Here is a 12,050-nt window from a genome sequence, read left to right as displayed (position 1 = left end):
GGGCTCAGATCTGCATTAGCTCGTGTTCTTTCTCGGCGAGCAGCTTGTCGATCTCGGCGACGTATTTGTCGGTGAGTTTCTGGATGCTTTCCTGGCCACGACGCTCGTCGTCTTCGGAAATCTCTTTTTCCTTCACGCCATCCTTGAGACTCTGGTTGGCGTCGCGACGCAGGTTGCGAACGGCGACCTTGGCGGCTTCGCCCTCGGTACGCACAACCTTGATCAGCTCCTTGCGGCGCTCTTCGGTCAGCGCGGGCATCGGCACACGGATAATCTCACCCTGCGCCGCAGGATTCAGCCCCAAGTCACTGTCACGAATAGCTTTTTCGACTTTCTGCGACAGCCCTTTTTCCCACGGCTGAACGCCAATCGTGCGCGAGTCAACCAAGGTGATGTTGGCCACCTGGTTCACCGGGACCATGCTGCCGTAATACTCCACCATGATGTGATCGAGCAGGCCGGTATGGGCTCGCCCGGTGCGCACCTTGGCGAGATCGCCCTTGAGCACCTCAAGGGACTTCTGCATCTTCTGTTCGATAGTCTTGTTCAGATCGGAGATCATCGTCGGACCCTCAGGAGTGAACGAGCGTACCCTCGTCTTCGCCCATCACGACACGCGTGAGCGCGCCGGGCTTGAAGATCGAAAACACGTTGATCGGCAATTTCTGATCGCGGCACAAGGCAAAAGCGGTCGAGTCAAGAACCTCGAGATTGCGCCCGATGGCCTCGTCGAAGCTGATGCGATGAAAGCGCTTGGCGTCGGGATCCTTCTTCGGATCGGCCGTATAAATGCCATCAACCTTGGTCGCCTTCAGCACGATCTGCACACCCATCTCGGACCCGCGCAGCGCTGCTGCCGTATCCGTCGTAAAGAACGGGTTGCCCGTGCCGGCGGCAAAGATGACGATACGACCTTCTTCCATGTGGCGGATCGCACGACCACGGATATAAGGCTCAACCACCTGATCAATGCGCAGTGCCGACTGCACGCGTGCCGACAGACCGGCACGCTGCATTGCATCGGCCAGCGCCATGGCATTCATGACCGTGGCCAGCATGCCCATGTAGTCGGCCGTGGCGCGGTCCATGCCAGCTGCCGCACCTTTCATGCCGCGAAAGATGTTGCCGCCGCCAATCACCACACCAACCTGCACGCCGAGCGCAATTACTTCCCCGATTTCGGAGACGATACGCGAGACAACGTCGTCGTTGATGCCATAGGGATCGTCGCCCATAAGGGCCTCACCCGACAGCTTGAGCATGATGCGTTTGTAGGCGGCGGCCATGACCGACCTCTTACTTCTGTGCTGCAGCAGCAGCCTGAGCGGCCACTTCGGCGGCAAAGTCGGTGACCTGCTTCTCGATGCCCTCACCCACGAGGAACAACTGGAAGCTGGCAACGCTGGCATTGCGGGCCTTGAGCAGCTGCTCAATGGTCTGCTTGCCGTCCTCGGCTTTGACGAAGACCTGACCCAGCAGCGTCACGTCTTTCAGATACTTCTGCACCGTGCCTTCGGCGATCTTGTCGAGCATGGCTTCCGGCTTGCCGGATTCACGCGCCTTCTCGATTGCGATGCGACGCTCGGTATCGAGCAGCTCGGGCGCAACGCCGGACGCATCCAGGGACTTGGGCTTGGAGGCTGCGATGTGCATTGCCAGGTCTTTGCCCAGCTGCTCGTCGCCACCGACCAGGTCGATCAGCACGCCGATCTTCGAGCCACCGTGGATGTAGGACTGCAGCGCACCCTTGGCTTCAACACGGGCAAAGCGACGCAGCGACATGTTCTCGCCGATCTTGCCGACCAGCGCGGTACGCACCGACTCGACCGTACCGCCATCCAGCGGCAGCGCAGACAGCGCGGCAACATCGGCCGGGTTCTTTTCGGCGACCAGCTGCGCGCAATCGGCAGCCAGCTTCAGGAAGTCGTCGTTCTTGGCAACGAAATCGGTCTCGGAGTTGATCTCGAGGATGGAACCCACTTTGCCGTCGGCGCTGATGTGGATCGCCACAACACCTTCAGCGGCAACGCGCGTAGCCGCCTTGGTGGCCTTGTTACCGAGCTTCACGCGCAGGATCTCTTCGGCCTTGGCCATGTCACCAGCGGCTTCGGTAAGCGCCTTCTTGCATTCCATCATCGGCGCGTCGGTCTTCTCGCGCAGTTCCTTGACCATGCCTGCGGTAATGTCCGCCATGCTCACTCCTGACAATCTTGAATTCTGTGAAAACGGGTAAAGCTCAACCCGCATAACGCCGGGGCGGCTTTCGCCGCCCCGTTCAATCAGGCTTCTTCGCCCGGCGCTTCTTCTTCGTCGACTTCGACGAATTCATCTTCGCCGGCAGCCACGATGTCGTGCAGCGCCATGTTGCGGCCTTCCAGCACAGCATCCGCCGCGCCACGGGCGTACAGACGGATCGCACGCGAGGAGTCGTCGTTACCCGGAATGACGTAGTCGATGCCGTCCGGCGAGTGGTTGGTATCCACCACCGCCACGACCGGGATACCCAGCTTCTGGGCTTCCTGGATGGCAATCTTGTGATAGCCGACGTCGATCACGAACAGCGCGTCCGGCAGGCCATTCATGTCCTTGATGCCGCCGATACTGGTCTGCAGCTTACCCAGCTCACGGCTGGCCATCAGCGCTTCTTTCTTGGACAGGCGTGCCGTGGCCTCCTCGGTCATGGCTTCCATGTCTTTCAGGCGCTTGATCGACTGCTTGACCGTCTTGAAGTTGGTCAGCATGCCGCCGAGCCAGCGCTCATCAACAAACGGCATGGCTGCACGGCCGGCTTCCTCGGCAACGATCTCACGTGCCTGGCGCTTGGTACCAACGAACAGGATGGTGCCGCGATTTGCGGACAGCTTGCGCACGAAGCTCATGGCTTCGTTGTACTTCACCATGGTCTTTTCGAGGTTGACGATGTGAATCTTGTTACGCTGACCGAAAATGTAGGAAGCCATTTTCGGGTTCCAGAAGCGGGTCTGGTGGCCAAAGTGGACGCCCGCTTCGAGCATCTGACGCATCGTTACATTAGACATCTGTTACTCCAATCGAAGGGTTCTGCCTCCGCCCGGCGCTTGTATAAGACAGCCTTTGCACCGCTGTCCGGACTTGCCGGAACAAACGGACCCCACAGGCGTCACGTCGGGCGTGCGGATTTTTGACCGCAACATGCGATCAAGCCGGCGATTATAGCGGGCAACACCCCGAACACTCAAGGACGAAAGCGCATCTGCCGACGGCGCAATTGCTCGCCCGCCCCGCATGCGCTAGCCTGTCGACCTAGCCTCTCCCCAATGAATACATGCGTGTGCGCAATCCGCCGCAATGCTTGCTGCGCCGCACCACAATGACCGCCCGGCGCATCTCGGCCCACGGGCGCAACGGATCCCCAGCATGAGCGTCAAGATCAAAAATCAGGAAGAAATCGAGAAGATGCGTATCGCCGGCCGCCTCGGCTCGGAAGTGCTCGATTTCATCACCCCCCACGTCCAGCCCGGTGTAACTACAGCCGAACTGGATCGACTGTGTCACAACTACATGACCGAAGTGCAGGGCACGATCCCCGCACCACTCAATTACTGCCCGCCGGGCTACACCCCCTTCCCGAAGTCGGTGTGCACCTCGGTTAACCATCAGGTCTGCCACGGCATTCCGAGCGACAAAGCACTCAAGAAAGGCGACACGGTCAATATCGACGTCACCGTCATCAAGGACGGTTTTCATGGCGACACCAGCCGCATGTTCATTGTCGGCGGCGAAGAAGCCGGCAGCATCCTGGCGCGACGCCTGTGTCATGTCACCTTTGAATGCATGTGGCTGGGCATCGCCCAGGTGCGCCCTGGCGCCCGGCTCGGTGACATTGGCCATGCAATCCAGAAGCACGCAGAAGGAAACGGCTTCTCCGTGGTGCGCGAGTTCTGCGGTCATGGCATCGGCTCGACCTTCCACGAAGATCCGCAGATCCTGCACTACGGACGCGCGGGTACCGGCCTCGAACTCAAAGCCGGCATGATCTTCACCATCGAACCCATGATCAATGCCGGCAAGGCTGCCATTTCGGAGCTGCCCGACGGCTGGACCATCGTGACCAAGGATCGCAGCCTGTCCGCTCAGTGGGAACACACCATTCTGGTGACCGAGAACGGCTACGAGATCCTGACGACCTCCGAAGGCTGCCTGCCGCCGCCCGCCCTCGTTGCACCGGGCATCGCGGCCTGAGCAACATGCCCGACACCGCGCTCGCAAACGACCCCTTCCAGGCCCGGCTTGCCGACATTCGCGACCGGCTGATCAGCGAATCGCACCGGCTTCGCGAAAGCTACGAAGCCTCACCCTCAGGCTCGCGATTGCTGCGCGGCCGTGCGCGCCTGGTGGACCGGACGATTCTGGCGCTGTGCCGGCTGTGTGCCCTGCCCGATCACGTTGCGATTGTGGCCGTGGGCGGATATGGCCGCGGCGAGCTGTTTCCGCATTCCGACGTCGATCTTATGCTGCTGCTCGCCGAGCGCCCGGACCCGGCGCTCGAAGCCCAGCTTTCCGCGCTGGTCGGCGCGCTGTGGGACGTCGGCCTGGAGATCGGCATGAGCGTGCGGACCGTCGACGACTGCCTGGCCACATCGCGCGACGACGTCACCGTACAGACCAATCTTCTCGAAGCACGCCTGCTTGGTGGCGACGCCAGACTGTTCGCGGACTTCCAGTCTCGCTACCACGCCGAGCTCGACCCGCGCGCCTTCTTCCGCGCCAAGTCGGTCGAGCAGCAGCAACGTCATGGGCGTTACAACGACACCCCCTACTCGCTCGAGCCGAACTGCAAGGAAAGCCCCGGCGGTTTGCGCGACCTGCAGATGCTGGGCTGGATTGCCCGCGCAGCGGACTTCGCGCGCAACTGGCGCGACCTTGCCCACAAACGTCTGATCACGGCCGCCGAAGCAGGCGAGCTGCGCAACATTGAACGCTTCCTGCAGCATGTACGCATCCGCCTGCACTACATCGCCGGGCGCTCCGAAGACCGCCTGCTGTTCGATCACCAGGAAAATCTCGCCAAGGCACTGGGCTTCTCGGCAACCACCGCCAAGCGGGCCTCCGAAGTGATGATGCAGCGCTACTACGTGACGGCGAAAAAGGTCACGCAGATCAACACCATCCTGCTGCAGAACTTTGCCAATGAACTTCTGCAGGATCAGCCGGCCGCAGAGGAAGTGGTCGATGACAGCTTCCAGATCGTTCGCGATCTGCTCGACATCCGACACGAGAACGTTTTCGAGGATCGACCCGCCGCACTGCTCGAGTGCTTCCTGATCCTGCAACAGCGCCCGGAGCTCAAGGGCATGACGGCGCGCACACTGCGTCTGCTATGGACCAGCCGCCGCCTGATCAACGCGAAGTTTCGCGCCGACCCTGCCAACCGTGCGCTTTTCCTGCAGATCCTGCAGCAGAAGCGCGGCATCGTGCACGAGCTGCGGCGCATGAACCAGTACGGCATTCTTGGCCGCTACCTGCCGGCGTGGCACAAGATCGTATGCCAGATGCAGCACGACCTGTTTCACGTCTATACCGTCGATCAGCACATCCTGATGGTCGTGCGCAACGTTCGCCAGTTCTCGATGGGCAAGCATGCCCACGAATACCCGCTGATGACCCGGCTGATGCTGGGCTTCGAGCGCCACTGGCTGCTGTATGTTGCCGCACTGTTCCACGACATCGCCAAAGGCCGCGGGGGCGATCACTCCAAGCTCGGCATGGACGACGCGCGCGCTTTCTGTGAAGCGCATGGCCTCTCCGAAGAAGACACCGATCTCATCGTCTGGCTGGTCGAGCATCACCTGACGATGTCGCAGGTCGCCCAGAAGCAGGACACCGCCGACCCTGAAGTCGTACGCCGCTTTGCCGACATCGTCGGCACCGAGCGCCGGCTGACGGCCCTGTATCTGCTTACCCATGCCGACATCCGCGGCACCAGCCCCAAGGTCTGGAACGGCTGGCGCGGCAAGCTGCTCGAAGACCTGTTCTTCGCGACCCAGCGTCTGTTGCGCGGCGCAACCCCGCAGCAAGCCCTCGGCCTCGACCAGCGCCAGGAAAATGCTCGCGATCTGTTGCGCTATCACGGCCTGCGGCCGGGCGTGGAAGACCCGCTGTGGTCACACCTCGATGCCGTGTACTTCATGCGCAATTCGGCCGAAGACATCGCCTGGCATACCCGCCAGCTGTATTACCGCGCGGACGAGACCGAACCGGTCGTGAAGGCGCGCATCACACCGGAGTACGAAGGTGTGCAGGTCATGGTGTACACGCCTGACCGCAAGGATCTGTTCGTGCGTCTGACCGGCTTTTTCGGCAAGCTCGGCTTCTCCATTCTGGAAGCCAAGGTGCACACCACCCGCCACGGCTACGCGCTCGACAGCTTCGTACTGCAGGACCCCGGCAGCGAGTCACGCTATCGCGACGTGATCACGCTGATCGAACACGAACTGGCCGAGCGGCTCAAGCTGGAGGGCGCGGCGGATCGCCCCGCCAACGGCAGACTTTCACGCCAGGTGCGCTACTTCCCGATCTCCCCCGGGGTACTGATCCGCCCGGACGATGCAGGCCGGCATTTCATCCTGTCGATCGCGGCCGCGGATCGGCCCGGCGTGCTGTTCGGCATCGCCGAATTGCTCGCGCACCACGGCATCACCGTACATACCGCCAAGATCTCGACGCTGGGCGAGCGCATTGAAGACACCTTCCTGCTATCGGGCGAATCGCTCAAGCAGGAACGTCAGCTCGTCCGCCTGCAGCGCGAGCTCGAAGACCTGCTGCAGGTCTGAGGCCTGCGGTTAGTCTCCCTGCCAGCTCGTCTGGCCCTGCCCGATCTCGTCCAGGCGTGCACGCAACGCGCCAACCTCGTCCTCGGGCAGGCTCAGGCGCAGCGTCACCAGGGATTCATGTGCGCTGCCGAGCAACACCGCGCCCGCCGCCGCGATCTCGCGCCGGAATGCACCCTCCAGCGAGTACGGAATGCGGCACGCAAGCGTCGCTACCGCCCGGATCGGAATCTTTTCAGCCCCGAGCAAGGCTTGCGCCACGGCATCCGTGTAGGCGCGCACCAGACCGCCTGCACCGAGCTTGACCCCTCCGAAGTACCGCACGACCGTTGCCAGCACGCCATCCAGATCCTGATGGCGGAGCACGCGCAACATCGGCTGCCCCGCCGTTCCGGACGGCTCACCGTCATCGTTGGCCGCTGATTGCCCGCCCGCATGCAATGCCCAGCAAACATGAGCCGCCCCGGGATGCGCGGCGCGCAGGGCGGCAACACGCCCAAGCGCCGCCTCACGCGACGCCATGGGCTCTACGCAACCGATGAAGCGGCTCTTGCGGACAACGACTTCGCTGCAAACCGAGGCAGGCAGGGTCAGCGGCATCAGCGCAGATGCGGCAGCGCCAGGAACAGCGCTGCAATGGTCTTGGCGTCGGTAATGCTGCCGTTCAGAACACCCTGCTCGGCCTCCGCTACCGACAGCGACAGAAGCTCCAGAAACTCTTCCTCATCCAGATCGTTGCCCACTTCCGTCAAACCACGAGCCAGAAAGACCTCAATGCGTTCGTCGGAGTAGCCGATGCACGGATGAAACTGGCCGACATGCTGCCATTCGGCAGCCTCGAAGCCGGTTTCCTCACGCAGCTCGCGTTTGGCGCAATCGAGGATGTCCTCACCCGGATCGATCTTGCCCGCAGGCAGCTCGAGAAAACTGCGGCGCAGCGGGTAGCGAAACTGACGTTCGAAGACCAAATCCCCGTCATCACGCACGGCCACGACGACCACGGCGCCGGGATGACGCACGTACTCCCGCACCGCTTCTGCACCATCAGGCAGCCGCACCCGGTCGAGACGCACGTCCAGCATCACGCCGCGGAATACCTGTTCGGAACTGAGCGTGCGCTCTTCCAGCGGATCATCAGACGAATGGTTCTGTTCCATGACTTCTCCCGGTAGTGGGCAAAAAAAATGCCCGCGCATGCGGGCATTCTTTCCGATTTCTGGTGCCGACGGTGAGACTCGAACTCACACGGCTTGCGCCACCACCCCCTCAAGATGGCGTGTCTACCAATTTCACCACGTCGGCCCTGATTTCTCGGGAACGCGCATTATACGGATATGCACGCCCCGCGCAAGCTTGTGCAGCTTAGTTCTGCGACGCCGGAGCGCTCGGCACGTCGGCCGGCGGCGCAGCCGGAACATCCTGCGGTGCGCTCGGCACATCACCCTGCAACACCGGAGCCGACGGCACCGGAATCGGATTGTCCATCACGCTGGTCGGACCAGAAGGCTTGGTGCTCGCAAGATAGGCAAGACCAAGGCTGGTGATGAAAAACGCCGTTGCCAACACGGCCGTCGTACGGCTCAGGAAGTTGGCCGAACCGGACGCACCAAACACGCTACCGGCACCACCGCCTCCGCCACCACCGCCGCCACCGAAGGCCGCGCCTGCGTCAGCCCCCTTGCCGTGCTGCATCAACACCAGGCCGATAACACACAGACCGACCACCACGTGGATCGCCAGGACGATCGAGAACAGGTAACTACCCATCTTTTTATATCACTCCAGAATCAAATCGACCGATCTGCCGCAAGCCGGCAGATCGCCACAAATTCTTCCGCAAGCAGCGATGCCCCACCCACCAGCACGCCATCTGCATCTTCAAGCGCGAACAGCCAACCGGCACTGTCCGCCTTCACACTTCCACCGTACAGGATGCGCGTGCGCGGCACGCCATCCGTCCTCTTCGCGACCCAGCTTCGCACCAGCGCCAGCACTTCAGCCACCTGTTCCGGCGTAGCCGCGCGGCCGGTGCCGATGGCCCACACCGGCTCGTAGGCAATCACGACGCGGCCGGTGTCGGACGCCGACAGCCTTGCGTCGAGGGCGTCGAGCTGGCGCATCAGCACCTGTTCGACCTCACCGCGATCACGCTGCTCCAGCGTCTCGCCGATACACACGATCGGAGTAATCCCGGCCGCCAGTGCCACGGCTGCCTTTGCGGCCACCGCAGCGTCGCCTTCGCCCATCAGGGCGCGACGCTCTGAATGCCCGACAATGACATAGGTGCAGCCAAAATCGCCCAGCATGCCGGCGCTGACCTGACCGGTAAACGCGCCATCGGCCTGATCGCTGAGGTCTTGCGCCCCCAGCGCCACCGGACTGCCGCCCAGCCTGCCCGCAATCTGCGAAAGGTAAGGAAACGGCACGCACAGCGCCACGTCCACACCGCTCGGCAAGGCCGGCAACATGCTGTCGAGCAGCGCCTCATTGGAGGCGAGCCGCCCGTTCATCTTCCAGTTTCCGGCAACGAGCTTGCTGTGCATCACGGGCGCGCGAGTAAATGCGCGATTGTAGCCCGCCGCCCATGACATCGCAAAGCCGCACAAACGCAAACGGGGCAGTACGCCATCAGCGCACCGCCCCGCCCAGACAACATCGGATCAGCCGAAGCGGCCGGTGATGTAGTCCTCGGTGCGCGAATCATGCGGGTTGGTGAACATCGTGTCGGTCGCGCCGTACTCGATCAGCTTGCCCAGATACATGAAAGCCGTGTTATCCGAAACACGTGCCGCCTGCTGCATGGAGTGCGTGACGATGACGATGGTGAATTGCCCTTTCAGATCCCCGATCAGGTCTTCGACCTTGGCCGTGGCAATCGGGTCCAGTGCCGAGCACGGCTCGTCCATCAACAGAATCTCGGGCTCGGCCGCAATCGCGCGGGCGATGCACAGACGCTGCTGCTGACCACCGGACAGACCGAGCGCGCTTTCCTGCAGGCGGTCCTTGACCTCGTTCCACAGAGCCGAACCCTTCAGCGCCCGCTCGCAGGCCTCGTCCAGCATGGTCCTGTCGGCGATGCCCTCGACCCGCAGCGGGAAGACCACATTCTCGTAGATCGACTTCGGGAACGGGTTGGGCTTCTGAAACACCATGCCCATGCGCTTGCGCAGCGCGATCACGTCCGTACCGGGGGCATAGATATCTTGCTCGTTCACACGGACTTCGCCGCGAATGCGCAGGTTGTCGATGAGGTCGTTCATGCGGTTGAGCGAGCGCAGCAGCGTAGACTTGCCGCAGCCCGACGGACCGATCAAAGCCGTGACCATACCGCGCTGCACTTCCATGTCGACGCCGTACAGCGCCTGCGATTCACCGTACCAGAGGTTGAAGTCGCGGATCGTGATACCTGCGCCCTGCCCCGATTCGGCAACGTGATACACCGTGCGGTGATCAGTGGCAGGCTTTTCCATCGTAGTGGTGCTCATTGTGTTTGGCTCCGGAGATTCAGAACTGGCTACCGACGAATTTCTTCTTCAGCCGGTTGCGGATGTAGATGGCCGACGAGTTCATCAGCACGATAAGACCCAGCAGCAACAAGGTGGTGACGAAAACCATGGGCTTGCCCGCTTCCGAGTTACGCGACTGGAAGCCGACGTCGAAGATGTGGAAGCCAAGGTGCATGAAGCTGCGTTCCAGGTGAATGAAGGGCGCGAATGCATCCACCGGCAGCTCCGGCGCGAGCTTGACCACACCCACCAGCATCAGCGGAGCAACCTCGCCTGCACCGCGCGCCATGGCCAGGATCAGGCCGGTCATGATGCCGGGCATGGCATGCGGCAGCACGATGGAGCGGATGGTCTGCCACTTAGAGGCTCCGCAGGCCAGCGCGCCTTCGCGGATCGAACGCGGCACGGCCGACAGGGCTTCTTCGGAGGCGACGATCACCACCGGCACGGTCAGCAATGACAAGGTCAGCGCCGACCACAGGATGCCGCCGGTGCCGAAGGTCGGGTTGGGCAGACGCTCGGGGAAGAAGATCGCATCAATCGACCCACCCACGGTGTAGGCGAAGAAGCCAAGGCCAAATACGCCATACACGATGGATGGAACGCCGGCGAGGTTGTTCACCGCGATGCGCACCATGCCCACCAGCTTGCCCTGTTTGGCGTACTCACGCAGATACAGCGCCGTGATGACACCGAAGGGCGCGACCACGATGACCATCAGCATGGTCATCACGACCGTTCCGAAGATCGCCGGCAGGATGCCGCCTTCGGTGTTGGCCTCGCGCGGCTCGGAACTCAGGAACTCGCCCCAGCGCGACAGATAGACGCCGATCTTGCCGAAGATCGACAGATCGTTGGCCGGGTAGAAGCGCACGATCTGCGACAGCGACAACTCCTTGGTCGCACCACCGACTTCTTCCAGCACGATGCGATAGCGCGCGTCCTGCTGCTTGATTTCGTTGGCAGTGCCCTGCAGACGCTGATACTCGCTCTGCAGTTCACTCTCACGCTGCTCAAGACGCTGCAGCTCTTCGCGATAGGCCGCACTTTCCTTGCCTTCCGCCAGCTCGATGCGCCGCAGGGCCAGGCGCTGCTTGTTCAATTCGTGGTTGATCTTGCCGATCTCGCCGCGCTCGATCTGGCGAATCTCGTCAAAACGATCACGTGCGGCCGACTGCTCGCTGCGCATCCTGTCCAGGCCCAGCGCGGCCGGATCCTGCTCCACGCCATCGAGCACGACACTCTTGATGCGCCCGACGAAGGCGCCCCACTCCTGACGCTCGAAGAAGTAGAACGACGGATCGCGTTCGACGCTCTGGACCTCGAAGGCATTCACCCAACGGAAGTCCTCGTTGTACAGATCGTAGTTGCCGATGCGATACAGCGTGCGCTCGGCGTAGCCATCCATGGATTCGATCTCGGCACGCGCTTCTTCAGGCAAGGCCGCCATCACGCCTGGCTCCGGACGGAACAGGCTGAAGCGCGACGGGACACCGGCGATCTGCTGCCCGCTCTTGAGCGTGACGACCTCGATCGGCTTCGGCCAGAAGGTCGTCATGCCGTTCCAGAAGATCATCAGCAGAAAGCCGCAGATCAGGATGATGCCCAGCGCCAGCGCGCCGCCGAAGCCCCACAGCGCCGGCTCACCGACCGCCGAAAGGTCTGCGGTGTAACGACGTACGGCCCGCCCCTCGTTCTTCTTGCTCATTGCCTTGATTCCGGTTTGCACGTGTGC

General features: G+C 62.3%; 12 protein-coding genes and 1 tRNA gene. 2 read left to right on the top strand and 11 right to left on the bottom strand.

Features of this window, described 5'->3' with window-relative positions; genetic code table 11:
• Positions 1–4: 4 nt before the first annotated feature.
• From frr to rpsB, 4 genes are all read right to left on the bottom strand, one after another.
• Positions 5–562: a ribosome recycling factor gene (frr, locus tag AC6H0R_RS14920; protein WP_497582162.1), complete on the bottom strand. Its 558-nt coding sequence runs from the start codon at positions 560–562 to the stop codon at positions 5–7.
• Between the two features lie 10 nt (positions 563–572).
• Positions 573–1,286 carry a UMP kinase gene (gene pyrH, locus AC6H0R_RS14915; protein WP_497582161.1) on the bottom strand — a complete coding sequence of 238 codons (714 nt, stop codon included), beginning with the start codon at positions 1,284–1,286 and terminating at the stop codon, positions 573–575.
• Between the two features lie 10 nt (positions 1,287–1,296).
• Positions 1,297–2,193, bottom strand: coding sequence for a translation elongation factor Ts (tsf, locus tag AC6H0R_RS14910; RefSeq protein WP_497582160.1), 897 nt, complete (start codon positions 2,191–2,193; stop codon positions 1,297–1,299).
• 86 nt (positions 2,194–2,279) lie between these two features.
• Positions 2,280–3,038, bottom strand: coding sequence for a 30S ribosomal protein S2 (gene rpsB / locus AC6H0R_RS14905; protein ID WP_497582159.1), 759 nt, complete (start codon positions 3,036–3,038; stop codon positions 2,280–2,282).
• A 358-nt stretch (positions 3,039–3,396) separates the two neighbouring features.
• Between rpsB and map the strand changes: the two genes are divergently transcribed.
• Complete coding sequence (gene map, locus AC6H0R_RS14900) at positions 3,397–4,221, top strand: type I methionyl aminopeptidase (RefSeq protein WP_497582158.1); 825 nt, start codon at positions 3,397–3,399, stop codon at positions 4,219–4,221.
• A gap of 5 nt (positions 4,222–4,226) precedes the next feature.
• Positions 4,227–6,812 carry a [protein-PII] uridylyltransferase gene (locus AC6H0R_RS14895; RefSeq protein WP_497582157.1) on the top strand — a complete coding sequence of 862 codons (2,586 nt, stop codon included), beginning with the start codon at positions 4,227–4,229 and terminating at the stop codon, positions 6,810–6,812.
• A 9-nt stretch (positions 6,813–6,821) separates the two neighbouring features.
• Here AC6H0R_RS14895 and AC6H0R_RS14890 read toward each other — a convergent pair whose 3' ends face one another.
• The 7 genes from AC6H0R_RS14890 to pstA all read right to left on the bottom strand — a co-directional run bounded on the left by AC6H0R_RS14890 (position 6,822) and on the right by pstA (position 12,023).
• Complete coding sequence (locus tag AC6H0R_RS14890) at positions 6,822–7,409, bottom strand: IMPACT family protein (protein ID WP_497582156.1); 588 nt, start codon at positions 7,407–7,409, stop codon at positions 6,822–6,824.
• Positions 7,409–7,966 (bottom strand): NUDIX domain-containing protein, encoded by a 558-nt coding sequence (locus AC6H0R_RS14885; protein WP_497582155.1) that lies wholly within the window; start codon positions 7,964–7,966, stop codon positions 7,409–7,411. The genes AC6H0R_RS14890 and AC6H0R_RS14885 overlap by 1 nt, the downstream gene beginning before the upstream one ends.
• A gap of 60 nt (positions 7,967–8,026) precedes the next feature.
• Positions 8,027–8,111: transfer RNA gene (locus tag AC6H0R_RS14880), tRNA-Leu, on the bottom strand.
• Positions 8,112–8,171: 60 nt separating this feature from the next.
• Positions 8,172–8,576, bottom strand: coding sequence for a preprotein translocase subunit SecG (gene secG, locus AC6H0R_RS14875; RefSeq protein WP_497582154.1), 405 nt, complete (start codon positions 8,574–8,576; stop codon positions 8,172–8,174).
• Positions 8,577–8,596: 20 nt separating this feature from the next.
• Entirely contained in the window at positions 8,597–9,352 is a 756-nt protein-coding gene (gene tpiA, locus AC6H0R_RS14870) for a triose-phosphate isomerase (protein WP_497582153.1), read from the bottom strand.
• A gap of 117 nt (positions 9,353–9,469) precedes the next feature.
• Positions 9,470–10,294 carry a phosphate ABC transporter ATP-binding protein PstB gene (gene pstB / locus AC6H0R_RS14865; protein WP_497582152.1) on the bottom strand — a complete coding sequence of 275 codons (825 nt, stop codon included), beginning with the start codon at positions 10,292–10,294 and terminating at the stop codon, positions 9,470–9,472.
• A 19-nt stretch (positions 10,295–10,313) separates the two neighbouring features.
• The gene (gene pstA, locus AC6H0R_RS14860; protein WP_497582151.1) at positions 10,314–12,023 is read right to left on the bottom strand and encodes a phosphate ABC transporter permease PstA; all 1,710 of its coding nucleotides are present in this window, start codon (positions 12,021–12,023) and stop codon (positions 10,314–10,316) included.
• Positions 12,024–12,050 lie beyond the last annotated feature (27 nt).

The sequence above is a fragment of the Pseudazoarcus sp. NS36 genome (assembly GCF_059703705.1).
Note: the sequence above shows the minus strand (reverse complement) of the source record. Positions and strands in the feature narration are given on the sequence as shown.

Bases quoted from the DNA above. Each gene is read 5' to 3' on its own strand.
- frr (WP_497582162.1), bottom strand. From the start codon at position 562: ATGATCTCCGATCTGAACAAGACTATCGAACAGAAGATGCAGAAGTCC.
- AC6H0R_RS14890 (WP_497582156.1), bottom strand. From the start codon at position 7,409: ATGCCGCTGACCCTGCCTGCCTCGGTTTGCAGCGAAGTCGTTGTCCGC.
- pyrH (WP_497582161.1), bottom strand. From the start codon at position 1,286: ATGGCCGCCGCCTACAAACGCATCATGCTCAAGCTGTCGGGTGAGGCC.
- secG (WP_497582154.1), bottom strand. From the start codon at position 8,576: ATGGGTAGTTACCTGTTCTCGATCGTCCTGGCGATCCACGTGGTGGTC.
- pstB (WP_497582152.1), bottom strand. From the start codon at position 10,294: ATGAGCACCACTACGATGGAAAAGCCTGCCACTGATCACCGCACGGTG.
- rpsB (WP_497582159.1), bottom strand. From the start codon at position 3,038: ATGTCTAATGTAACGATGCGTCAGATGCTCGAAGCGGGCGTCCACTTT.
- tpiA (WP_497582153.1), bottom strand. From the start codon at position 9,352: ATGCACAGCAAGCTCGTTGCCGGAAACTGGAAGATGAACGGGCGGCTC.
- AC6H0R_RS14895 (WP_497582157.1), top strand. From the start codon at position 4,227: ATGCCCGACACCGCGCTCGCAAACGACCCCTTCCAGGCCCGGCTTGCC.
- pstA (WP_497582151.1), bottom strand. From the start codon at position 12,023: ATGAGCAAGAAGAACGAGGGGCGGGCCGTACGTCGTTACACCGCAGAC.
- map (WP_497582158.1), top strand. From the start codon at position 3,397: ATGAGCGTCAAGATCAAAAATCAGGAAGAAATCGAGAAGATGCGTATC.
- AC6H0R_RS14885 (WP_497582155.1), bottom strand. From the start codon at position 7,966: ATGGAACAGAACCATTCGTCTGATGATCCGCTGGAAGAGCGCACGCTC.
- tsf (WP_497582160.1), bottom strand. From the start codon at position 2,193: ATGGCGGACATTACCGCAGGCATGGTCAAGGAACTGCGCGAGAAGACC.